Origin of the sequence: Mesorhizobium sp. BR1-1-15, from assembly GCF_020165475.1 — a bacterium.
In the GTDB taxonomy this organism is placed as follows: Bacteria; Pseudomonadota; Alphaproteobacteria; order Rhizobiales; family Rhizobiaceae; genus Mesorhizobium.
Genome location: NZ_JAIUIF010000015.1, coordinates 119,548 through 141,932, shown reverse-complemented (window position 1 = coordinate 141,932; position 22,385 = coordinate 119,548). Strand labels below are relative to the sequence as shown.

Here is a 22,385-nt window from a genome sequence, read left to right as displayed (position 1 = left end):
AAAAATGGGCCCGTCGTTGCCGACGGGCCCTCGGGTTACGTGTTGCTCCTTCAGCTATTCGGCCGCGACCGCCTGTGTATCGACTGCGGCTGCTTCATTGTCGGTCTGCAACTCTGCTTCCGCGACAGCCAATTCGCCGCCGCCTTCCGCCGTTTCCCCGACCCGCTGTTCGATGGAGCCATCGATCGCGGTCGACGAGGGTTCAGCGACCGTAACGCCTGGTCGGCCGGGTGTGCGCAGTGGCTCCGGCAACCATCCGGTATCCGCGAGCAGTTGCTGCGCCGTCTCCGCCATGTCGTCCTTCTTCAGATGCTCGATCCGATCGCCGGCTCGTGTGCCCTTTGCCTCGCGAACAGACGCGAGAATACGCGCCTTGGTGACACGGCCGAGATAGGTGTCGACCGTTGGCACCCATCCGGCCGCCACCATGTCGAGATCAACGGCCTGTGCGAGCCGGTCAGCGTGGGATAGCGCACTCGGTCGACGATTATACGCCTCGTAGATCGCGTTGACCGAGAGGGACACACAATGCGCGAACAGCGCCTGACGGCTGTCGATTTCGAACGTCTGCAAAGCTTCCCACAGATCCTCAGGTTCTTTCGGGAGCACCGCCACCCATGACTGATGACGAGCATCGACTGCGTCTGCCATGCGGCTGTCATTCAAGCTCGGTGTCTGGGCGCCGAAACTGATGATTTTCAGATCGAGTTCCAGGCACGTATCCGAGCCGTAGCGATAGAAAGCCCGGAGCGTGAGCGCATGAAGCGCAGCGAGGAATGCGACATCAGGCTGCTCGCCGAGCGCATGGCGCAAGGCAAGCGTTCGATGGGCAGTCAGCTCGGTCATCAAGCGATCCGGTATCGGCTTCAGGCCGTTGTCTTCGTCCTGCTCGATCGTGGTCTCTGGGCCGGCGGTAGAGCCATTGAGCAGGCGCTCCGCTCGCGCCGCGCCGGCATCAGCCGCGGTCTCGTCATCGACCCCCGCTTCAACCGGCCGTTCGTCTTCGGGGCGAACATATCCACGCTCGACCTTGAGGTTACCTGATGCATCAATGCTGACAAAGGCGCCCGCGCACCCGATCTCATCGGGGTTGAAGATCTCCGGCCTTTCGTCAATCGCACTGATCGCAGTTTCGATCTCGCCGAGCCGTTCGTCGACCTCCTCGGGTAGTTCGTCGGAATCGCGGTAAGCCTCCTCAAGCCCGTTCAACTCGGCCTCGAGTGCGTCGCGTGTGACTTGCTCCTGCTCGGTGAGAGCGGGCTGTTCGCCACGAAGGCGGCGGAGGCCGTAAGTGTGCCCATAGGGAAAATCGGGGGCGACATCGATCCACTTCCAGCCCTCAGCCGAAATTGCATCGGACTGCACCCGCAGCTTGTCCGCAACCAGTCTTTCCAGGAGGTTGACATCCTGCAGCCAACCGCCGTCGTCGCCTTGGAACAGGTCACGCAGAATGACGCCACCAGCCTCGGCATAGGCGTCGAGGCCGACGAATTGTGCACGCTTGTCGGAAACGCGAACCGCTGCCTCGGTCAGCATGCGGCGGATGGTATGTGATTCTTTGTTGTAGCTCTGAGCGAGACGCTCGAAGACCTGCTCTTGTCGTTCATGGTCGCCATTGACGGTGAACGCCATGAGCTGATCAAGGGTCATGCCGTCTTCGGCATAGACATCAAGGAGTTTGGGCGACACCGACGCAAGACGAAGCCGCTGCTTGACGACGGACGCGGAGACGAATTGGTTGGCGGCGATTTCCTCTTCAGACATGCCCTTCTCACGAAAGGTCAGGAAGGCGCGGAACTGGTCCAGCGGATGAAGCGGCGCGCGCTGTATATTCTCAGCGAGCGAATCTTCCTCGGCCAGACCGCCTTCGCGTATGACGCACGGCACAGGTGCGTTCTTGGCAAGTCGCTTCTGCTTGACAAGAAGTTCGAGTGCGCGATAGCGGCGCCCGCCAGCGGGAATCTCGAACATGCCGGTCTCGTTGCCGTCCGCATCGCGCACAGGCCTGACGGTGATGCTCTGTAGCAAGGTTCGCCGGGCGATGTCCTCCGCCAGGTCCTCGATCGACACGCCGGCTTTGATCAGCCGTACGTTCGCCTGGGAAATGACGAGCTGATTGAAGGGGATGTCGCGCGAGGACGACAGGGTGATTTTCTTCGCAGCAGTAGCCATTGAGATGCACTCCGCGACGGGCGGCCGAAAGCCTCTCTCTCGACCTCCAACCCGTCATGAAGCTACGGCCCACCTCTCACTCTGAGAGGCGAGCCATAGATCCGGACGGCAGGAAAAATGCGAATCCGCAGAGCCCAAGTGGTTGTCAGGTGGCGCGGTCGAGTAGCCGCTTCGCCTTGGCTTCCAGGTCGAGGCGCGCGTCCTGATGCGTCTTGTCCCGTGCCATCGCGGTGATGCCCTGGACAAAGTCGAAAACGCTCTCCGGCTTGTGGCCCTCCTCGCCTAGCACGGTCTCTATGATCTTTGTGGCCTCGGCTTTGCTGAAGCCGCGCTTGCGCAGGAAGTCGGTGCGGTCTTCGTCAGATCTCGCCACGATCCGCTCGCGGGCCGCCTTGATACCATTGACGAAGGGCACCGGGCTGGAATTGGCGAACCGTGCGAGCGCTGGTGCCGCCTCGTGGGCGAAGCGTGACGCGGCATATTTCGAGTGACGGATTACGATCTCCTCAAAATCCTCGACGCCCCACAGATTGCGATTCTGGCAGACGGCGCGGAGATAGAAGGACGCCATCCCGAGAGTCCTCGCACCAACCTCCGAATTCCAGCAATAAAAGCCGCGAAAGTAGAGATCCGGCGAACCGTCAGGCAATCGTCCAGCCTCGATCGGATTAAGATCATCCACGAGGAACAGGAAGACATCACGATCGCTCGCGTAAAGAGTCGTCGTGTCTTTGCTCACGTCGACACGGGGATTGTAGAGTCCAGTCGACCAGTTCAGCACGCCGGGCACCTTCCAGCGCGTGTCGCCGGTGCCGTCGCCGGCGATTCGCTGAACTGCAGCGACCAGCTCATGATCGTAGATCCGGCCATAGTCAGGCCCGGTAACAGCGCGCAATTCCACGCGTCCATCGCCTGTCTCAAGCGTCTTGATATGCTCGCCGCGGTGTCTGGCCAAGCCATATTGCAGATTGATTCCGGCCAGCGAAGCGGGGAGTTGGCGAAGGTATGTCGCCGGCGCGCCGATCAGGCCCGCGAGTTGTCCAAAGCTCCAGTGGGTCGGTGCAATTGGCTCGACCGGACCAGGAAGAACCAGTGATAGGCGTTCGGCGTTGTCTCGGCTGGCTTCAACGCGAACAGTCGTGGTCTCGACGGTGCGCGTCCTGCTGTGTTGGCTGCGGGTGTGGACGGACGCGAACAGATCTGACAACGAAAGGAACCGCTCGTCATCGGGTCGAGAAAACCATTCCGACGACACGCGACCGATCCGGTGCCCCCGGGCCACATCGACTTTGTAGCCGCCGCTAGCGTCCCGCACTGCATCCAGAACTTCAACATTACTCATGGCTGATCTCCATGACAGACCGCCGGAAGCCTCTCTCCCGATCTTCAATCCGTCACAGCCAAGAAGACAGCCCTCTCACTCTACCCGAGCCTGCCGCGACGTTCGGGTCGCGGAAGCGACGGATCGAGAGAAACACCGGGCTCTGGCGAAGTGTCAGGCCTTTTCCTTTCAGCTTCAGGCTTTAGGTAACAATGGGCCGTGATTTCGGCTGCGCGAGGATCAACCCATGTGCAATGATTACGAGCAGCATATCGCCTGGGCCGAATATTGCCGGATGATGCAATCGCTGGCGCTCGACATTCCTAGCCATCAGACCGAACTGGATTTGCCACAGGCGGATGACATTCGCATCAGTGACCCCGCTCCGATCATGCGCGCCGCCGGCGACACGATCGAACTCACACGCATGACCTTTGCCTTTCCGCCTTCCGGTCCCAAAGGCGGGCCTGTCTTCAACTTCCGCTCCGAGGGTCGGAATTTCTCCAACAGCAAGCGCTGTCTCATCCCGGCATCAGCCTTTTTCGAATTCACCGGAAAGAAGTCACCGAAGGCGAAGCATCGCTTCACGCTCAACGGTGCTTCGTTCATGGCGATCGCAGGCCTGTGGCGCGATGGCGAAGGCAACAAGCCGCCAACATTCGCCATGCTGACGACTGAACCCGGGCCTGACGTGGCGCCCATCCACAATCGCCAGATTGTGGTGCTGCCTCCGCAGGATTGGGCGGCCTGGATCCACCTCACCAAGCCCGAGGCGGAGCTATTGAAGGCCTTGCCTGCCGGGTCATTGGCGGTGGAAACCGTGCGACAAGGGAGCGACTAGATCAGATGCCTGTGCGCTTTGCGCGACCCCGGGAGATCCTCAATGGCATCGCTGCGGCAATGGTTGCCCCACGAGATCGCAGCTCTCGCCAAAGCGCGGGCGCTTCGTTGCCCCTGGTTGCCGAGTGGCCACTTCCGCCATCGGCGACGCTTGGCTCGTCGGTGCGCACGAAAGGAATCGAGCGTGAAATACGGGCTCACCTGCCCTGGGCGGTGAGGAAGTACGCCAAGGCCGAGACTGGTCGCATCATACTGCGGATGGGCGAAGACGATGCAGAAGAGTTCGAGGCCGCCTCGAGCAAGATCGCCAAGATGCTGGAAACCATCGAAGTGTTGCCGGTCCTGCCGCGCGAAGCCGAGGACATCCTCACAATCTCTTCGCGGGAGCGTCACAAGTGGCTCAAGGACGGACGGCTGCTAAGCATCGGCACGCGCACCGTGAAGATGCGCGGTCGATCCAAGGCCGTCACCTTCCACGTTTTCGATCCCAAGCACATCGAGGAGATCCTTGATCGCGATCTGCCAAGCCTTTGGCGCGAAGAGGACGCGCAGCAAGTTACGGAGAACAGGCGACGCGGCGCCGGCAAGGCCGCCCTGACGCGGGCGGGAAAGAGTAGCGGCAAGGTTCACGGTGCCGGGAATGACCCCAGAGAGGACGCGCCCCGGCCCAAGTTGAAGGGCTGGGATGCGTTCGACGATGAGGGACTTCTCCGTTAGATCCGTCTTGGAGCCAATTCGCGTCGAGAAGTGGCCCTAAGCGAAAGCTTCCCGGAAGCCACGCTGCAGTCGCGATTGCCCGTCCTGAACCATTCCATATTCAAAGAGTTCTTCAAGCTGACAACCGCCCATTTTTAAGGATGGCCGATGTTCGAAAACTTCGTGCTTGAAATGATGGAAACCGAGGACGGGCCGATACGGCTGCGGCATGGCGGATCTGGACCGCCGCTGCTTCTGATCCATGGCCATCCTCGCTCGCATATGACGTGGGGCCAGGTCGCGGACTTGCTGTCAGCACATTTCAGGATCGTGTGCCCCGACCTTCCGGGCTTCGGGCGCTCCTACATACCGGGCGACGACCCAGAGAGCAGGTTCTCGTCCAAGCGAGCAAAGGCTTCGGCGCTGGTGGAGGTGATGGAAAGGTTGGGCCACCACACTTTCTTCGTCGCCGGGCATGACCGTGGCAGCCTGGTCGCTTTCAGAATGGCGATGGACCATACCGACCTGGTGCGAAAACTGATTGCCGTGGATGGATTGCCAGTTATCGAGCATCTGGAGCGTGCCGACTGGAAATTTGCCCGCGATTGGTACCACTGGTTCTTCTTCGCTCAACCCGATAAGCCGGAACGGGCGATCCTGGCAGACCCGTTGGCCTGGTATAGCGCGTTGCGGCCAGATGAGATGGGACGCGAAGCCTATGACGAGTTGGTTTCGTTCATCCACGATCCCACTATCGTCCATGGGATGGTCGAAGACTACCGCGCAGGTATCAGGATCGACCATCGCCATGACCGTGAGGATCGCGATGCCGGCCGGAAGGTGGGCTGTCCGATGCTCTGCCTTTGGTCGCTCGACGACGACCTGGAGCAGATCTATGGCAACCCGGTTGCGATCTGGAAGCTCTGGGCGGATGACGTGAGCGGCTACGGGATCAAGAGTGGGCACCACGTCGCCGAAGAAAATCCAGCCGCTCTCGCAGCAGCGTTCAACGCCTTTCTCTGAAAAATGACAGAGCAGCGATTGAGCGATCGCCCATGCGTATCGACGAACCCAGCCATTGTTCGGCAGACCCGTTCTTGCGACGCCCTATTTGAAATCCCGCGTCTTCACCTTGATCTGGTCGATGTGCAGATAGGGATCAATGATATTCCTCGGCCTCGGCCCCTTCGGCATGCCGCGCGGGTCGGGCGTCGGACTGCCATAATGAAACTCGTCGCCCCGCCCATGCGGCAGCGGGAAGGCAGTGTCCCGATCACCAACGCTGGCCAGATCAGACGAGAGATCGCTGAGTCGGTGTGCCACGAGATGGACCACATCGCCTTCCCTCTGGATGCGCCCATAGACGCCAATCATGCCGGCGCCCAGCACCACCCTTCGATATTTTTCGAAGATCTTCACCCACACCACCAGATTGGCGATGCCGGTCTCGTCCTCGATCGTGATGAACATCACGCCCTTGGCCGAGCCCGGCCGTTGGCGGACCAGCACGAGACCAGCCGCTTCCAGCCATTGTCCGTCGCGCGCCTGCATGGCCTCCCGGCACGAGACGATACGCTTGCGACGCAGGTCTGCCCGCAGGAAGGAAAGCGGATGGTCGCGCAGGGTCAGTCCGACATGCCCGTAGTCCTCAACCACCTCACCGCCGGCGGTCATGGCACGCAATGTCACGCCCGGCTCCTGGATCTCCGGCGCCGTCCGCTGTTCACGGGCAGATGCGGCTGCAAACAGCGGCAGCGGCTCGTCGCGCAGCGCCTTGATCGCCCACAGTGCCTCCCTCCTCGCCAGCGACAGTGACGGCTGAAACGCATCGGCCTGGGCGAGCTCGACCAGAGAAGCAGCGGGCACGCCGGCGCGATGCCAGAGGTCGTCGACGGAGCCAAATGCCTGGTCAGCGCGCACAGTGATGATGGAAGCCGCGTCGGCATTGGCAAGGCCGCGAACCATCCGCATGCCAAGCCGAACGGCAAAGCGATCCTCGTCCCCAGTGGGTTCGAGCGTGCAGTCCCAGCGCGAGGCGTTGACGCAGACTGGACGCACTTCGACACCGTGGTTGCGGGCATCGCGAACGATCTGCGCCGGGGCGTAGAACCCCATCGGCTGGGCGTTGAGGAGGGCGGCGCAGAAGACGTCGGGGTGATGACATTTCAGCCAGGACGAGGCGTAGGCGATCAGCGCGAAGCTCGCCGCATGGCTCTCGGGAAAGCCATAGCTGCCGAAGCCTTCGAGCTGCCTGAAGGTCTTCTCGGCAAACCCGCGCTCATAGCCGTGCTTCACCATACCGCCGATCAGCTTGGCGCCGAAGCTGGAAACGCCGCCGGTGTGTTTGAAGGTCGCCATGGCGCGGCGAAGTTGATCGGCTTCGCCCGGCGTGAAGCCGGCGCATTCGATCGCCACGCGCATGGCTTGCTCCTGGAACAGCGGTACGCCCAGCGTTTTTCCAAGAACTTTCTCCAGTTCAGGCTTGGGATAGACCACCTCTTCCTTGCCTTCGCGCCGGCGCAAATATGGATGCACCATGTCGCCCTGGATGGGGCCTGGCCGCACGATCGCGACCTCGATGACCAGGTCATAGAAGGTCCGCGGCTTGATGCGCGGCAGCATTGACATCTGGGCGCGGGATTCAATCTGGAAGGTGCCCAGCGTATCGGCCTTGCGGATCATCGCGTAGGTGCGCGGATCCTCAGCCGGAATCGTCGCGAGATTGAGATTGATGCCCTTGTGTTCGGCCAAGAGATCGAAGCCGCGCTTCATGCAGGACAGCATGCCGAGCGCCAGTACATCGACCTTCATGAACTTCAGCGCATCGATGTCATCCTTGTCCCATTCGATGACCTGACGATCCTTCATCGCGGCGGGTTCGATCGGCACCAGATCGTCCAGCCTGTCACGCGTCAGGACGAAACCGCCGGGATGTTGCGACAAATGCCGCGGCGCGCCTATCAATTGCTTGGCCAAATCCAAAGCCAGGCGCAGACGGCGGTCGCCGAGATTGAGGTTCAGCTCTTCGGCATGTTTTGGCTGGACACCTTCGTCCGACCAGCCCCAGACCTGCGATGACAGCATCTTGATCAGGTCTTCGGGCAGGCCAAGCGCCTTGCCGACGTCGCGCAAGGCGCCTTTCGAGCGATAGCGGATGACGGTCGAGCACAAGGCCGCGTGCTCGAGGCCATAGGTTCCGAACACCCATTGCATGACGATTTCTCGCCGCTCATGCTCGAAATCGACATCGATATCAGGGGGCTCCCGGCGCTCTTCGGAGACGAAGCGTTCGAACAAGAGGTCATTGCGGTCGGGATCGATCGAGGTGATGCCGAGCACATAGCAGACGGCGCTGTTGGCCGCCGACCCCCTGCCCTGGCAGAGAATGTCCTGGCTGCGCGCAAACCGAACGATCGAGTTGACCGTCAAAAAATATGGCGCGTATTGCAGCTTCTCGATGAGCTGCAGCTCATGTCTGAGCGTGCCGATAACCTTGTCCGGCACGCCCTCGGGAAAGCGCTCCGTCGCGCCTTCCCAGGTCAGTTTCTCCAAGGCCTGCTGCGGTGTCAGGCCCGGCAGCATGCGCTCTTCGGGATATTGATAGGCAAGTTCGTCGAGGGAGAACCGGCAGCGCTCGGCAATCTCGGTGGTCCGCGCGAGCGCTTCCGGATAGCGGCCAAAAACCCGCGCCATTTCTTCCGGCGGTTTCAGATAGCGGTCGGCGTGGCGCTCACGCCGAAACCCGGCATCGTCGATCGTGACATTGTGCCGGATGCAAGTGACGACATCCTGCAGGATGCGCCGTGACGGTTCGTGGAACAGGACATCATTGGTGACAACCGTTGGCACGTGGGCCTGTCCGGCAAGGTTGGCCAGATCGTGCAGGCGCAGCGCCTCGTTGGGACGGCGCCGCAAGGTCAGCGCCATAAAGGCGCGATCGCTAAATGCGTCGCGCACCCGGCGCAGCCAGAGTGAGCATGTGTCATCTGCCTGGTCGGGCACGAGTACTGCAAGGAGGCCCTCGCCATAGGCGACAACGTCAGCCCAATGCAGCACGCATTTCGCCTTGCCGCCACGCTTCTTGCCCAGCGACAGCAAGCGGCAAAGGCGCGAGTAGGCCGGGCGATCGGTCGGGTAGACCAGGATGGAAATCTCTTCCGCGAGGTCCAGCCGGCAGCCGACGATCAGCCTGACGCCGGTTGCCTTTGCAGCCTCGTGCGCGCGGACAATGCCGGCCAGACTGTTGCGATCACAGATGGCAAGGGCGAGCATTCCCATGCTGGCTGCTTGCGCGAACAGTTCCTCACAGGAACTCGCGCCCCGCAGAAAGGAAAAATGCGAGGTGCATTGCAGCTCGACATAGCACGCGTTCATCCGAAGATGCCATGCAGGAACCAGCGATGCGAGCCGGTCGCGGCATCCTCGCCGTCGCCTGCGCGATAAATCCAGAACCGCTCGCCGGCTTCGTCCTCGACCTGGAAATAGTCGCGCACGGCAGCGAGCTCGGCGTCGCGCTTCCACCATTCACCGAAAACCCGCTCAGGTCCATCGGCGCGCTTGACCCGTCGACGGATGCCTCTCCAGGTAAAGCTTGCTGGCGGATGATCCGGCAGCAGCGCGATGGCCTCGATCGGCTCCGGCACGGTAAACAAGCGAGCCGGACGCGGCCAATGGTCTGGCCATGCGTCGCCGGTCTCAGCGGATCCGGCGGCTACGCGCCGGAAAGATCGCTCGGGTACATCGCTGGCAACCGGGGTAAACCGATAGAGCTTTTCCTCACCGACACGATTGCTGAGTGTGTCGATCAAATCCGAGATGTCTGCGTCCCGTTGCTCGATCAGCGACGAAACCGTCTGCCTGGGCATCAGTGATTCTGCCAACGGCGCGGACAACCTCATCAGCTCGATGCCGAAGCCCGGATCGACCGTCTCGATCTTGTCGCAGAGCAGCCGCGTCAGCCGCTTCACATCGAGAACCGGCAAGGCCGTGCCGACGCGAATGGCTTCGACGCGGTCGTCGACGCGGTAGAGTAGCAGGTCAAGCCGCCGGGCGCCGAGCCCTTTGGTCTCGAGCTCGACACACAGCGCTTGAACAAGCCTGCCGACATAGCGCGCGATCGTCTCGGCCGCGCCGATGGACTCGCCAAAGGCACGTTTCACCTCGACCACATCGGCTGGCCGCACGGGCTCTATCGGTTCGGCAAGGCGCCCAGCGGCCTGGTCAAGGCGGCGGCCGAGTTCCGGTCCGAAGCGCAGCGTCAGTGGCGCACGTGGCTGCCTCAGAAGCTCGCCTACCCTTTCGAAGCCCAAAACCCGCAGACCGCCGACGATTGCATCGGGCAATCGCAGTGCCGCGATGGGCAGAGGAAGGATTGCATCGCAGCTTGCGTTGACGGCGACCACGCTGACGGTCTGGTTGACGTAGCGCGCGACGGCGTGGGCGGCACCCCAGCTATCAGCTAAAGCGGCCCGTGCCGAAATGCCGGCCTGGCCGAGGCGGTCGACCATGTCAGTCAGCATCAACCGTTCACCGCCATGGAGGTGATCGGCGCCCGTGGTGTCCATGACCAATCCGTCCGGAGGATCCGCGGCGACGATCGGCGCGTACCGCCGCAAGGCCCACAGGGCCAACCGCTCCAATGCCTTCGCGTCGGCATCGGGTTCGGACTCCATGACCGCCAGCCCCTTCACGAGCGCCTGCGCCTTCGTTGCCGGCATTCCCACGCGCAGGCCCGCTTCCAGTGCCGCGCGATCGGCCGCAACCACCAAGCGGCGATTGCCTTGCCGCCCGACCAGCACCAAAGGCTTATCCGGTGGCGGCGAGACGTCGCCCAATTTCCTTCTGAGCCGGTCGGTCGACCAGCTTGGAAGGAAGAGCGAGACGACCCTTTGCATCACAAGCCTCCACTTCGATATCCAGTGTTTCCCCTCCACGAGACCGGATCAGTTCAAGTTGCCATCGCGCCCGGCCAACGCCGGGTACAGGCAGCGGCCGCGATGGCAGCACGGAAACCCGCCAGCGGGTGACAGACGCCGTCGGCTGTCCGAAATCGGCAGCTTCGGTCTGCCGGCGCCAGCGGCGGATGGCGATGCCGATCGCGCCGGAGCCTTCCGATGCCAGTTGCAACCGGCGCGAGGCAGTCATGGACAGACGCGCCACTTCCGCGACCACAGCTCCAAGCCCGACATGCCGCAGACCTTCCTCGAAGCAGGCGAGCAAGGATTTGTCGTCACCGGCTTCGACGTAGATAACCCGATCGGGATGCAGCCCGACCTGGGCGATTGCCGGCGCAAACAGATCCTGGCGCGTCACGCACCACAGCACCTTGCCTTGCGTCCTCGCTGCAATCCCGGCTGCAAATAGCGACGCTGCGGCGCCATCGATCGCTCCATTGCCGCCGCCGGCAACCTCATGAAGTGCGCCAAGCGCCACACCGCCCCCTGGCAGATGACTGTCGATGGCAGCGACGCCGAAGGGAAGCACCGCTCGTTCGCGCGTATTGCCGCCTTCGAGACGCGCAATGCGATTTCGAAGGTCGGAAATGGCAGCGTTTGGCGCCGATGCACTCATCTGTCCCCTGAACGCGAAATGCTGATAATATGTTCCTCATTTGTTCTCTTCCTAATGAAGAGTCAATGGTACGGCGAGGTGGCGCTGCGGAAGAAATGTTTGGCGCGACCGCCTGGTGACACCGACAGAGTTGTTTGCCGACAGGACGATACGTCGAGGCCACGATGCTGCGCTGGACGTCGCGCCGGCGACTGCCGGCGCCCAAAGGAAAACGGCGCATAAACCGCAGTCCGGCGCGCGTCCGCAGCAGCGGATGATTGTCGCGCGCGGGACGAAGGAAATTCGCCTCCGCCGGGGGCGGTTAACAGGACAGCCGTAGGAGCGTCAGCATAGCGCCGGCCGCAGGACGGGACGCGGGACCGACTGTCCCCGTCCGCGGTGGTCCGCGTGCAGCATCGACCCATGAATGCAGTTGCCTTGGAAATTGAGCACGGAGCCTCAACCGATTGCCAGTGTGACTATCCCATTGAAAAACGAGCCTATTTTCCAACCATCAGGAGTCTATTGACACCTTTGTTCTTATTTTGTTCACTGTTGGGAGGATTGACACAGGAGGCGAACCATGGAACTTCGCTTGAACATTGAAGGTGCAACGCCCGAGGAACTGGCACGCGGGGTCGCGGCAGCCGAAGCAGTCTTCGCGCGCGCCGGCATTACGGCTTTGCAAGGCGCGGAAGGTTTGTTCGCGTTGGAAGGCTGGGATATCAAAGGCTTTCCGGAAGACGACCAGCCAACCGAGGACGAGGACCAGGCTGCTTCAGTCTGGATGGAAGCCGACGAGGCTGCGACAGCTGCATGTTGTGCGGGCTGGCCGGAGGATAAAGTTCCAAGCCATCAGATCATGGAATTGATCGACGTTCCCCGAACGCGGTTGCAATCCGAGGCGCTTCCGGACACGTGGCCGGCGCGCAGGCAGCTTTATCCTGACGTCGTCAAACGGCTGGAGGTTGCAGCTGGCCCGGACCGCCAGATCGATTTCGATATTGCCTTCGTTCTTGGTTGGGTGCCCGAGCGGCCGACGCTGGATCGGGTCGAGCCGCTTTCGGAAGATGGCGACCGTATCCCCTTCTTCACCAGCGACCTTGCCCAGGTTGAGGAAATGGCCCGCAAGGCGCTCAAGGACTGGAAGATCGAGATTGACCGAGATCCCTATGATGCCCACGTTTTCGACCCTGCAGCCGCCGATGATGGTGACGAATTGCGCATGGCGGCGTGGCGCGATTTCGACGGCTCCTTGCTTATGGAGAAGCCGCCTGCAAATCCTGCAATCGCGCTGACCCTAGCAATGATGCGCGGCCAATCCATGCATTTCGAATAATGGTGAACGGCAATGACATGACCGCGATCGTCTATCGATCGTGCTTTGGCACTCCGGCCGAGCGGCTGACGAGGCCACACCGCGTCTGAGGAGAGAGACGATGTCAGAAAAACCACCCTATATGCCGACCGGCATTGGAATGGGCATGATGAGCGACGACGAGATCAAGGTCGGCGTTCTGATATTCGAAACAGCGCAAGGTAACTTCGACTTCGCCGTCAATCTGCAGGCAGTCGATGTCCTCACGAAGGCAATCAATAAGATCGAGATGCATCTCCGCTCCGGCCGGACGCACTGAGTGTCCGACGATGTGCCAGATCAGAAAAAGCCGAAGCTGATCCTTGTCGTGGCATAGGACCGCGGCGACGATGGCGACCGGTTCACCGCATACGGCCCGACCGACCAGCAAAGCGAGGACCGGCGATCCGCACGGCAAAGGCGCTGGCTTCAAACCATCTCGGTGTCTAAGCACCAACCTTGCGCACCTCGGTCGAGGACGCATCAACCGGGCGCCCTTCGGCATTGCGAAGAATTAGGGGGGCGACTGGTTGGCCGCTAGCCTTTTCCACGAGCACTGAATGCGCTTCGCCAGGGTTGAAGCAATGAGCCTCTCCCCACTGCCTCAGTCCCACCACCACGGCGAATAGACCACGCCCCTTTTCAGTCAGCACATAGTCGCTGTGCGCCCCACCGTCTTTTGGCTTTTCTGAGCGTAAGATGTCGGCCTCTTCAAGCGCCTTTAGCCGGGCTGCAAGAATACCCTTCGATATCCCCAGGTTGCGTTGGAACTCCCCAAAGCGGCGCATGCCATCAAATGCGTCACGCACGATCAACAGGCTCCACCAGTCGCCGATGACATCCAGAGCCCGAGCCACCGGGCATTCGGCCTTCTCCATGCTCTTGCGCTTCACGCGGCTTCTCCAAATCACCCAAATGTGGTTCTATAATAGTACTTGACATCTTTTTTGCAAATGGTTCTATCATGGAACCACCAGCAGAAAGGGTCTCTTATGTCCAAACATCAAGACGAGATTGGGAAGGCGGTCGAACCGCGCCGCAACAGCCCGGTACGGGTAGCAGTGGTTCAATTCAATCCCCAGGTTGGATTGGAAAATCGCAAGGCCAATCTTGCCGCCGTCCAGCAGCGCCTCGAAACAGCCGCAGCAGAAGGAGCAGATCTCATCGTCCTGCCGGAGCTTGCCACGACCGGCTATACCTTCTTCTCGCGCGAAGAGGCGTTTGCCCATTCCGAACCTGTTCCGTCCGGCACCACGGTCCGGGGATGGGAAGAGCTCGCCAAAGCCAAAGGCGTTTACATCGTTGGCTGCTTGCCCGAGTTGGACGGAGCCAAGCTCTACGATACTGCCGTTCTGGTGGGACCGGAGGGCTACATCGGGAAATACCGCAAGACCCATCTGTGGAATGAGGAAAAGCTGTTCTTCACTCCTGGAGATCTAGGCTATCCCGTGTTCGACACGCGGATCGGCCGTATCGGTCTTCTCGTCTGCTGGGACATCTGGTTTCCCGAGACAGCTCGCATCGTCGCGCAGCAAGGCGCCGACATCATTTGCATTCCTACCGGTTGGGTATGGACGCCTCCGCCCCTCTACGATGCGAGCGGCACCTGCATGGCCGCCTATCTCACCATGACGGCAGCGCATGCCAATAACGTTTTCATCGCGACCGCCGACCGCATTGGTGTAGAACGCACCTCCGGCTTCATGGGCAATTCGCTCATTGCCGCAACCAACGGCTGGCCAGTTGGCCGCATCGCCGGACCGGATGAGGACACAATCCTCTACGCCGATATCGACCTCGTCGAAAGCCGCACGGCGCCCATCTGGAACCAGCTCAACGATCTACATCGCGATCGGCGCGTCGATCTTTACGACCAGATGCTGGGCTATCGGGGCGGCAATCCGCACCCCCGCTGAAAAACAATAATGGGAGGAAAGACAAAATGGAGACGCCCTCAATTGGCGGGCGCAGGCCTCGTTTGCCAGCAATCGCCTTGCGTATGCCAGTGGCCACCGGTTCCGGCATCGTCGTCCTCACGATCGCTCTGTTATGGCCGGACAAAGGTAGCTACACCCCTTGGAGCGGCGAAGCCGCTCCAATTGGTGACCTCGCCAGATGGCTCCTCTCGGCGTGGACTGAGCCGGCGTTCTATACGTGCGCGTTCGCCGGAGCGGGGCTGCTCATCGGAGCGATATTTGCCTACTATCTGGAGGCGGCCCGATCTCCTTGGCGGGGCATCGGCCTAGCCTGTGGCTCGGGCCTATGGCCATGGACGGTGGCTAGCTCCCTGCTTGGTCTCGTTTTCAGCAATATCGCCTGGGGTTGGACACTCCGCGACACCGGCACGTGGCAGCCTACCTTCGTGGCTGTAGTGTCGGTCGCGCCGACCATCGTACTCACTTATGGAGCGGGCTGGAGACCAGCGCTGACTGGAGCGGTGCTATCCGCCGTCCTCGTCGCACCATTGTCCATCGCGGCCACGCATCTCGTTTGCCGCCCGCTCGGATTGCCGCTTGTCGCGGGTGTGACCGGAGGCATGGCGATCGGCGCGTTCCTTTCATTTGCGGTCTGCCATTTCCTGCCTTGGCTGTCCTCCTATTCCGTGCAGACCGGCGGAGCAAAGGCACAAGAGGTAAAGGCGCCTGATCGCGGCCTTGCTTGGGCGCTCCGCCGGATGCTCGCTGATTTCTCCGAGGCACAGTTCTTTGGCAATGAATGGGCAAGTATCGGCCTGATCCTGGGGGCTGTGCTGGCGTACGTCGTCGCGCCCGGCGTGCCTGTCTATGGCAGTGGGCTATTGCCCATGGTGCTGACTGGGCAAGGTATCGCGGCTATGATCGGTATGACGCTCTGGCATCGCAAATGGACTCAGAGCGGCTTTTATCCAACGTTCGTACCAATCGTCTCCGTGGTGCCTGCGGCAACGCTGGCGTTTGGAGGGGCGACCATGCCGGTGCTGGGCAGCGCCGTGCTTGGCGCCATCATCGGGGCGCCGCTTGCCGCCGCGATTTCGGCCCGGCTGCCAGAGGGCTTCCATCCCTTCATCGGCAATGTGGCATCAATGGCCATCAGCACCGTCGCCATCATCCCGGCGCTCGGCCTGCGCTTCACCGCGTCATGAGTATGAGGCCTGAAGCATGACCCATTCACCACGCCCGTCATCCAACACCGGTCCAGCTTTCTCGCATCGTGACCGGGTAGGCCAATGCCTCGCGCGCATCGCCGATCCTGCCGGTGAAGGTTCGAAAGCCTTTCTCACAGTCTGGAATGAGGAAGCTCGGATTGCAGCCGAAAGCCTCGATAGGTTAAACGATGCCGGCTACCGTTCTGCGCTCGATGGCCTGCCGGTCTCCATCAAGGATCTGCTCGACGTAAAGGGCGAGGTCACGCGCGCGGCAGCGCGTCCTCTCGACGACACGTTGCCGGCGCGTGAAGACGCACCAGTGGTGGCACGCCTCAAGCAGGCTGGCGCGATCCTGATAGGTCGCACGAATATGACCCCGTTCGCTTACTCCGTCGTCGGCCTCAACGGTCATTTCGGGACGCCAGGCAACCCGGTTGATAGGACCCGAACCCCTGGTGGCTCCTCCTCCGGCGCTGCGGTGTCGGTTGCGACCGGCATGACCGCAGCGGCGATCGGTTCCGACACGGTCGGCTCTATTCGCGTGCCGGCGGCACTTTGCGGGGTCGTAGGGGTGAAACCAACGCAACGCGCCGTACCCCTGGATGGCGCCTTCCCGCTGTCCACGACGCTCGACAGCATTGGTCCGCTCGCACGAACGGTCGAGGATTGCGCAAGGGTGTTGGCTGTGATCTCCGGAGGCCAATTGCAGTTATGGCAGCGAACGAATGTCGAGGGTGTCCGCCTAGCTCTCCCCGGCGGCCGCTTCCTTGAAAGCCTTGACACGACGGTATCGGGTGCCTTCGAACGAGCCTGTCGGCGACTGAGTGCGGCCGGCGCCCTCATCCGCGATCAAACCTTCGAAGCCCTGGAAGCAGCAGCCGACGGCTCTCTAGCGCGCACAATACAATCCGTTGAAGCCTTTACCACGCACGAAGCGCTGCTAGCCCGCCGCGGCGGGGATTATGATCCCCGCATCCGTGCCCGCATCCTTCAGGGGCGAGAAGTTTCAGCTGCGGACTATGTCCGCGCGATCCGGATACGCTCCGGGCTCATGGCAGCATTCATGGCGGACATGGCGGAGGTCGACGCCCTCATCTTGCCGACTGTGCCGGTTGTGGCGCCCCGCTTCACCGAATGCGAGTCGGATGAAGACGGCGTTCGCATCCGACTCCTGAGGAACACGGCGCCCTTCAACGTCCTCGACGCCTGCGCCGTCACCCTGCCAATCCAGGACCCGGGCGAACTGCCGGTCGGCCTCATGCTCGCAGCACCGCCCGGGCGTGATGCTCAGCTCATTGACATCGCACGCGCCATAGAAGCCGCGCTTCGCACATAAGGAGAAACCCGATGCCCTATCTACAACTCGATGTCTCACGGGCTTACCCGACCGACGTCAAACGTGAACTCGCACGTCAATTGGGCGAGATTTATAGCCGCATCATGCAGGCCGACGTGCGGCGCATTTCGATCGCGATTCGCGAATTGGGCGAGGGCGGACTATGGCGATGCACCGGAGAGGAGCCCTACCCCGCCGCTTTGCTCATGTGTGACATCCGTCGCGGACGCCCGGCCGAGCAGCGTGCCATGCTCGCGGAGGCTCTAGTCCGCGCCTGCATGGAGAGCCTCAAGCTGATGATCAACGAAGTCAATGTCGAGTTCACGCAGCATGCGGGGGACGAAATGTACCACCCGATGCTCGGCGGTGTCAGCGATGACTGGTCCGAGAACGAAGCCAGTAGCTGATACACGCCGTTGGGACGACGTGACGGGCCGATAGCGGCGGTCTATCTGCACCCGCTACGCGCCGAGTTCGCCGACGGTCCAGGTGATGGTCGCTGCAACAACAAGGCTTTCCCGGAAGCCGAGACCGAAATGGCTCAAGGCACAAGGTTGATGCTGAGCATTGTCGTCGAACTCACGAGCGCCAATCGGACCGTGTCGAAATCGCAAGAAGAAGAAGCGAAGGCATGACCTCGACCGCAGGCGCTCAGGCAGCATGCGCAAGGTCTTTCCTGGACTGATCGAAGCCGATCCGCAGAAGGCCTGGGAAATACTCCATCGCGGCCGAGGAATTCATCACCGACAGTCGAAAGAAGAGAGGACCCAAACTGGACTGACGGGCCACGCCGCAAGCTGTCCCAAGCTTTCGATGGCGGTGTCGCTTCTGCGCCTGCATCGCTCGGATTGTGACCTTCCAACATGGCGGGCACATTTCTAGGACGTCAATAATCACCTAGACAGGAGCGTCGTCCTGGATGACGCGACGAAGCGCCGTCACATGATGCCAGCTGTGAGCCAAGTGACTAAGCCTACGGGCGGCAACGAAGTGCAAAATGCGGCGAGGCTGAGTGGGGGGAAAGGCGGTAGAGCTCTCTGGACCGCCCCCCGAACTCGCACAACCATCCTATTTATACGCCCTGACCGCCATTCAACGCACAGTCTGATCGGATCCCTTCCGGCGCTGGCTGATACAATCCAGATCTTGATCTCTGAATGGAAGCCCACGCACAAGCACGGGCGCATGCCAACAGCGAGATCATGAAAAGCGACACCCTTTCCTATCCTCCTCGGGGTCTCTCACGCGAAGAAGCGGCTCGATATGTTGGCGTGGGCATAACCAAATTTGACCAGATGGTTGCTGACCGCCGCATGCCGAAGCCGAAGAAAGTTGACGGCCGCGTGATTTGGGATCGCCTTAAACTCGAAGCGGCGTTTGCCGAACTACCTGGAGACGATCATGAGAATATCGTCGACTTCCTGTTGCAAGGGAATCACCGCAGGGAATAGATTCACTCCGCTATGACCGACAAATATCCCGGCCTGTCCTCCTACACCGATCGCCACGGAAAACTACGCTGGCGCTATCGGACGAAGGAGCGTGTGGTTGGTCTGCCTGCTCCCAACCAGCCGGGATTCAAGGACGCATATCAGGCAGCGGTCGAAGGCCGGAAAGTCCCCAAGGCCCCTGTCGTCCAAATGCCTGGAGCCGCCCTGCCCGGCACGTTTGGAGCGGCCTTTCAACGATTGAAGGTTTCGGTCAAGTGGTTGGCGCTTGACGAAGCCAGCAAACGCAAGAACATGCGGCTGATTGAAGAATTTCTAGAACTGCGGGTGGTCCCAGATCACCCCCTTATCTGGCGCGACGTACCGGTTAAGAACCTTAGACGTATCCATATTGAGGAGCTTCTTGGGCGCTTCATAGCCACACCCCATAAGGCCAAGCACCTGCTGGTGGGCATACGCAAGCTGGTCTATGTCGCACTGCGGCAAGATTGGATTGAAATCGACCCCACTGCGGCAGTCGAGTGGCGCCCGGCCTATGCGGGTTGGAAAGCCTGGTCGCGCGAGGCGATGGCGCAATTTGAAAAACGTTGGCAGCTCGGCACTGCGGCACGCACGTGCTACGGACTGGCGCTTTGGCTGGGCAACCGCCGCGGCGACGTTGCGGGCCTGCGCTGGGACCAGAGGGTCACCCGCCGTGTCTTCATCGATGGCGTCGAGCGTCACTTCGACGGGTTTGATATCGTTCAGGGCAAGAACAAGGGACGAACAGGCGGCAAACGCCTGTTCGTGCCGATCACACCGATGCTGTCCGAGATTCTGGATGCGGCTGACAGGCGCGGCGAGACCGTCCTGGTCAACGCCTATGGTCAGCCCTTCTCCGCCAAGTCCTTGACTGGAATGATGGCGCATTGGTGCAACCTTGCCGGTCTTCCGAAGGGCCTTACCCTGCATGGTTTGAGGAAATCGCTCGGTGTGTATCTGGCGGAGGCCGAGGCCTCGACCAGGCAGATGATGGACGTGCTCGGGCACGAGGATATCGATCATGCGGAGCTCTATTCGCGCGAGGCATCGCAGGTACGGTTGGCGGTTCAGGGCATGGATCGAGTCGTGCGGCTGGTCACGCGCAAGCCGATGCTTGGCGAACCTGTTGGCGAACCTCGTGGCGAACCACCCTATAAAACGTTGATAAATAACGAAAATGGTGGGCCCGGAGGGACTCGAACCCCCAACCAAGCGGTTATGAGCCGCCGGCTCTAACCATTGAGCTACAGGCCCCACGCGGGCTGGATTAATGTTTTTCGCATCGCGGCACAAGGCTTTCCGGGACCGCTGGTCACAATCGTCCAAATCAGCCCATAATCGCGCCATAAGGAGCCGCGTGCGCCCGCTGGGCGCGGATATGCTTACCCGAGGAGATTTCATGACCAGACCTCTTTTGCCCCTCGCACTCGCCGCCGCCATCGCCTTTCCGGCGCTGGCCGCGGCCGCTGAGTCGCCGACACCGCCCCGTATCGTGGTTTCGGGCGAAGGGGCGGCGACCGTAGCGCCCGACCTGGCGGTCCTGACGCTCAGCGTCATGCGCGAAGCCAAGACGGCGCGCGCCGCACTGGATGCCAACAACGACGCCATGGCGGCCGTGATCGCCGCGATGAAGTCGGCCGGCATCAAGGACCGCGACCTCCAGACCGCGGGCATCCAGATCAATCCGCGCTATAACTACACAAACAAGCCCGACGGCGGCCAGGAGGCCGAATTGATTGCCTACCAGGTAACCAACACGCTGTCGGTGCGCGTGCGCGATGTCGACAAGACCGGCGAGATCCTCGACAAGGCGGTATCGCTGGGCGTCAACCAGGGCGGCGGCATCGTCTTCACCAACGACAATCCGGCTGCCACCGTCACCGAAGCGCGCAAAAAGGCGGTGGCCGATGCCATGGCCAAGGCCAAGACGCTGGCGGAAGCCGCCGGCGTCAGCATAGGCCGGGTGATCGAAATCACTGACCAGAACATCGCGCCGCCACCGATGCCGATCAACGCCAAGGCCTTCGACGCGGCCGTCGGTGCTGCTCCGGTGCAGGCCGGCGAGAACGCCTACAATGTCCAGGTCACCGTTACCTTCGAACTGAAATAAGCGTCTTCGATGGTCCATGGCCGAGCCCGACCCTGAACCTCCGCCGTGGTGCATGAAAAACCCGCGGGATCGCTCCCGCGGGTTTTTTGAGCCGCATTCTTCCCGAAGGAAAGCGGCTCCACTACTCCAGACCGACCTTCGCAGAAGGTCGTGTCTCCAGACTGATCCTGAAAGGATCATGTCTCCAGACGGATCTTCGCAGAGGGTGGTGTCTGCGACTGACCCCGCAGAAGATCATGCCGCTACCAACCCTCGCAGAAGGTCGCGCCTTAAGAGGCTCAGCGGTTGATGATCGGGCAACCACGCTCATTGGCGAACACGATGACGACGCGGTCGCCATACTGGCGGCCCATCACCTTGACCGTGCGGCGGCTGACGTCGACGACGCGGGCACGGTGCAGCCCCATGCGTTCGGCCTTGTTCAGGGCCCAGTCGGGCGAACAGCCGCGGCGCCAGTCGTCGCGGCGTTCATCGCGGCGGTGGCGATAGCCGTCATCGCCGGCATAGACGCCGAAGCGCGGATCGTTGTTGTTGCCGAAGCCCAGGTAAAGGCTGTCGGCATGGGCGGGAACGGCCGCCAGCGTGCCGAGGCCGACGAGGGCCGAAAGTGCTGCCGTTTTCACCGTGTTGAACATGGTCTTCTCTCCTTGTTGCGGGCTCTCGCCCGTCCTCTTGAAATCGATGATGGGAGAATGCACCCGCCTGTCTGAACTATTTACGAACCCGCCGTTCATCCGCGGTTCATGTGGCGGAAAAAGGAAGCTTCTGCCGGTTTTCCAACAATGTGCCCCAAACGTCTCGCATGGTTCCTGGTTCCTGCGCGCCCTTGCGGACACCGGCCTCAGGGCTCGTCATCCCGATGCGAGCTATGGTTCCTCGTCCCGATGCGCGCTATGGCTCGTCATCCCGATGCGAGCTATGGCTCGTCATCGAGCATATAGTCGAAATAATCCTCCGGCTCGGCCAGGTCCGTCTCGCTGGCCTTGACCCGGCCGCGCATCGACATGCCGGCCTCATGCACCGTCTCGGCACTGCCCGACACCAGACGGTGCCACCAGTAGAGATCGCGCCCCTCCGCGACCAGCCGGTAGGCGCAGGTGCTGGGCAGCCAACTGATGGTGCGTACATTTTGCGGCGTCAGCCCGACGCAATCGGGAACGCGCGCCAGCCGGTTGTGATAGTCCGAACAGCGGCATGTCTGCGCGTCGAACAGGCGGCAGCCGACGCTGGTCCAGTAGATGTCGCCAGTATCCTCGTCCTCGAGCTTCGACAGGCAGCATTTGCCGCAGCCGTCGCAGAGCGATTCCCACTCGGCCGGGCTCATTGCTTCCAGCGTCTTTGTTTTCCAGAACGGCGTTTCCATCTCCGGCATGTGGCCCCAGCCGCCGCGAAGGTCAAGCAGGGCAAGGGC

Annotated in this window: 20 protein-coding genes, 1 tRNA gene and 1 pseudogene; 13 read left to right on the top strand and 9 right to left on the bottom strand. The window is 61.5% G+C overall.

The window, feature by feature from the left end:
* Positions 1–54: 54 nt before the first annotated feature.
* Together LB541_RS22895 and LB541_RS22890 are read right to left on the bottom strand one after the other, a co-directional pair.
* Positions 55–2,172: a ParB/RepB/Spo0J family partition protein gene (locus LB541_RS22895; protein WP_140671276.1), complete on the bottom strand. Its 2,118-nt coding sequence runs from the start codon at positions 2,170–2,172 to the stop codon at positions 55–57.
* A gap of 145 nt (positions 2,173–2,317) precedes the next feature.
* Complete coding sequence (locus LB541_RS22890) at positions 2,318–3,514, bottom strand: DUF932 domain-containing protein (protein WP_140671274.1); 1,197 nt, start codon at positions 3,512–3,514, stop codon at positions 2,318–2,320.
* 226 nt (positions 3,515–3,740) lie between these two features.
* Here LB541_RS22890 and LB541_RS22885 point away from each other — a divergent pair, with 226 nt between their 5' ends.
* The 3 genes from LB541_RS22885 (at position 3,741) to LB541_RS22875 (ending at position 6,052) form a co-directional block, all read left to right on the top strand.
* Positions 3,741–4,334, top strand: a complete 594-nt coding sequence (locus tag LB541_RS22885) for an SOS response-associated peptidase (RefSeq protein ID WP_140671272.1) — start codon at positions 3,741–3,743, stop codon at positions 4,332–4,334.
* 59 nt (positions 4,335–4,393) lie between these two features.
* Positions 4,394–5,050: a hypothetical protein gene (locus LB541_RS22880; protein ID WP_181169836.1), complete on the top strand. Its 657-nt coding sequence runs from the start codon at positions 4,394–4,396 to the stop codon at positions 5,048–5,050.
* Between the two features lie 147 nt (positions 5,051–5,197).
* On the top strand, positions 5,198–6,052 hold the full coding sequence (locus LB541_RS22875; protein ID WP_140671271.1) for an alpha/beta fold hydrolase: 855 nt from the start codon (positions 5,198–5,200) through the stop codon (positions 6,050–6,052).
* Positions 6,053–6,136: 84 nt separating this feature from the next.
* On the opposite strand, the gene LB541_RS22870 is transcribed toward LB541_RS22875, so the two are convergent.
* From LB541_RS22870 to LB541_RS22860, 3 genes are read right to left on the bottom strand one after another with little or no spacing between them, the layout of a single operon-like run.
* Positions 6,137–9,403 carry an error-prone DNA polymerase gene (locus LB541_RS22870; RefSeq protein ID WP_140671268.1) on the bottom strand — a complete coding sequence of 1,089 codons (3,267 nt, stop codon included), beginning with the start codon at positions 9,401–9,403 and terminating at the stop codon, positions 6,137–6,139.
* Positions 9,400–10,923 (bottom strand): DUF6504 family protein, encoded by a 1,524-nt coding sequence (locus LB541_RS22865; protein WP_140671266.1) that lies wholly within the window; start codon positions 10,921–10,923, stop codon positions 9,400–9,402. Before LB541_RS22865 ends, LB541_RS22870 begins: the two co-directional genes overlap by 4 nt.
* On the bottom strand, positions 10,835–11,599 hold the full coding sequence (locus tag LB541_RS22860; protein ID WP_140671263.1) for an ImuA family protein: 765 nt from the start codon (positions 11,597–11,599) through the stop codon (positions 10,835–10,837). Before LB541_RS22860 ends, LB541_RS22865 begins: the two co-directional genes overlap by 89 nt.
* Before the next feature lie 661 nt (positions 11,600–12,260).
* Here LB541_RS22860 and LB541_RS22855 point away from each other — a divergent pair.
* Entirely contained in the window at positions 12,261–12,917 is a 657-nt protein-coding gene (locus LB541_RS22855) for a hypothetical protein (RefSeq protein WP_224619675.1), read from the top strand.
* Positions 12,918–13,017: 100 nt separating this feature from the next.
* Entirely contained in the window at positions 13,018–13,215 is a 198-nt protein-coding gene (locus LB541_RS22850) for a hypothetical protein (RefSeq protein WP_140671259.1), read from the top strand.
* 166 nt (positions 13,216–13,381) lie between these two features.
* Here LB541_RS22850 and LB541_RS22845 read toward each other — a convergent pair whose 3' ends face one another.
* On the bottom strand, positions 13,382–13,828 hold the full coding sequence (locus LB541_RS22845; RefSeq protein WP_411969487.1) for a winged helix-turn-helix transcriptional regulator: 447 nt from the start codon (positions 13,826–13,828) through the stop codon (positions 13,382–13,384).
* A 42-nt stretch (positions 13,829–13,870) separates the two neighbouring features.
* Here LB541_RS22845 and LB541_RS22840 point away from each other — a divergent pair, with 42 nt between their 5' ends.
* The 7 genes and pseudogenes from LB541_RS22840 to LB541_RS28645 form a co-directional block, all read left to right on the top strand.
* Positions 13,871–14,851 (top strand): nitrilase family protein, encoded by a 981-nt coding sequence (locus tag LB541_RS22840; protein WP_224619673.1) that lies wholly within the window; start codon positions 13,871–13,873, stop codon positions 14,849–14,851.
* 26 nt (positions 14,852–14,877) lie between these two features.
* The gene (locus LB541_RS22835) at positions 14,878–16,056 is read left to right on the top strand and encodes a hypothetical protein (protein ID WP_140671257.1); all 1,179 of its coding nucleotides are present in this window, start codon (positions 14,878–14,880) and stop codon (positions 16,054–16,056) included.
* A 16-nt stretch (positions 16,057–16,072) separates the two neighbouring features.
* Entirely contained in the window at positions 16,073–17,395 is a 1,323-nt protein-coding gene (locus tag LB541_RS22830) for an amidase (protein ID WP_140671255.1), read from the top strand.
* A gap of 11 nt (positions 17,396–17,406) precedes the next feature.
* Positions 17,407–17,802 carry a tautomerase family protein gene (locus LB541_RS22825; RefSeq protein WP_140671252.1) on the top strand — a complete coding sequence of 132 codons (396 nt, stop codon included), beginning with the start codon at positions 17,407–17,409 and terminating at the stop codon, positions 17,800–17,802.
* 9 nt (positions 17,803–17,811) lie between these two features.
* Complete coding sequence (locus LB541_RS22820) at positions 17,812–18,030, top strand: hypothetical protein (RefSeq protein ID WP_140671249.1); 219 nt, start codon at positions 17,812–17,814, stop codon at positions 18,028–18,030.
* Between the two features lie 567 nt (positions 18,031–18,597).
* Positions 18,598–18,846, top strand: coding sequence for a hypothetical protein (locus LB541_RS22815; RefSeq protein ID WP_140671369.1), 249 nt, complete (start codon positions 18,598–18,600; stop codon positions 18,844–18,846).
* A 12-nt stretch (positions 18,847–18,858) separates the two neighbouring features.
* Positions 18,859–19,851, top strand: a pseudogene (locus LB541_RS28645) (tyrosine-type recombinase/integrase); the annotation flags it as partial.
* Between the two features lie 191 nt (positions 19,852–20,042).
* Here LB541_RS28645 and LB541_RS22805 read toward each other — a convergent pair.
* A tRNA-Ile gene (locus LB541_RS22805) sits at positions 20,043–20,118 on the bottom strand.
* Positions 20,119–20,263: 145 nt separating this feature from the next.
* Between LB541_RS22805 and LB541_RS22800 the strand changes: the two genes are divergently transcribed.
* Positions 20,264–20,974, top strand: coding sequence for an SIMPL domain-containing protein (locus LB541_RS22800; RefSeq protein ID WP_140524832.1), 711 nt, complete (start codon positions 20,264–20,266; stop codon positions 20,972–20,974).
* Positions 20,975–21,252: 278 nt separating this feature from the next.
* On the opposite strand, the gene LB541_RS22795 is transcribed toward LB541_RS22800, so the two are convergent.
* Positions 21,253–21,609, bottom strand: a complete 357-nt coding sequence (locus LB541_RS22795; RefSeq protein ID WP_140671247.1) for a hypothetical protein — start codon at positions 21,607–21,609, stop codon at positions 21,253–21,255.
* Between the two features lie 281 nt (positions 21,610–21,890).
* Complete coding sequence (locus tag LB541_RS22790; protein WP_140496402.1) at positions 21,891–22,337, bottom strand: YcgN family cysteine cluster protein; 447 nt, start codon at positions 22,335–22,337, stop codon at positions 21,891–21,893.
* Positions 22,338–22,385: the final 48 nt, after the last annotated feature.

Bases quoted from the DNA above. Each gene is read 5' to 3' on its own strand.
- LB541_RS22895 (WP_140671276.1), bottom strand. From the start codon at position 2,172: ATGGCTACTGCTGCGAAGAAAATCACCCTGTCGTCCTCGCGCGACATC.
- LB541_RS22890 (WP_140671274.1), bottom strand. From the start codon at position 3,514: ATGAGTAATGTTGAAGTTCTGGATGCAGTGCGGGACGCTAGCGGCGGC.
- LB541_RS22885 (WP_140671272.1), top strand. From the start codon at position 3,741: ATGTGCAATGATTACGAGCAGCATATCGCCTGGGCCGAATATTGCCGG.
- LB541_RS22880 (WP_181169836.1), top strand. From the start codon at position 4,394: ATGGTTGCCCCACGAGATCGCAGCTCTCGCCAAAGCGCGGGCGCTTCG.
- LB541_RS22875 (WP_140671271.1), top strand. From the start codon at position 5,198: ATGTTCGAAAACTTCGTGCTTGAAATGATGGAAACCGAGGACGGGCCG.
- LB541_RS22870 (WP_140671268.1), bottom strand. From the start codon at position 9,403: ATGAACGCGTGCTATGTCGAGCTGCAATGCACCTCGCATTTTTCCTTT.
- LB541_RS22865 (WP_140671266.1), bottom strand. From the start codon at position 10,923: ATGCAAAGGGTCGTCTCGCTCTTCCTTCCAAGCTGGTCGACCGACCGG.
- LB541_RS22860 (WP_140671263.1), bottom strand. From the start codon at position 11,599: ATGAGTGCATCGGCGCCAAACGCTGCCATTTCCGACCTTCGAAATCGC.
- LB541_RS22850 (WP_140671259.1), top strand. From the start codon at position 13,018: ATGTCAGAAAAACCACCCTATATGCCGACCGGCATTGGAATGGGCATG.
- LB541_RS22835 (WP_140671257.1), top strand. From the start codon at position 14,878: ATGGAGACGCCCTCAATTGGCGGGCGCAGGCCTCGTTTGCCAGCAATC.
- LB541_RS22830 (WP_140671255.1), top strand. From the start codon at position 16,073: ATGACCCATTCACCACGCCCGTCATCCAACACCGGTCCAGCTTTCTCG.
- LB541_RS22825 (WP_140671252.1), top strand. From the start codon at position 17,407: ATGCCCTATCTACAACTCGATGTCTCACGGGCTTACCCGACCGACGTC.
- LB541_RS22815 (WP_140671369.1), top strand. From the start codon at position 18,598: ATGAAAAGCGACACCCTTTCCTATCCTCCTCGGGGTCTCTCACGCGAA.
- LB541_RS22800 (WP_140524832.1), top strand. From the start codon at position 20,264: ATGACCAGACCTCTTTTGCCCCTCGCACTCGCCGCCGCCATCGCCTTT.
- LB541_RS22795 (WP_140671247.1), bottom strand. From the start codon at position 21,609: ATGTTCAACACGGTGAAAACGGCAGCACTTTCGGCCCTCGTCGGCCTC.
- LB541_RS22790 (WP_140496402.1), bottom strand. From the start codon at position 22,337: ATGGAAACGCCGTTCTGGAAAACAAAGACGCTGGAAGCAATGAGCCCG.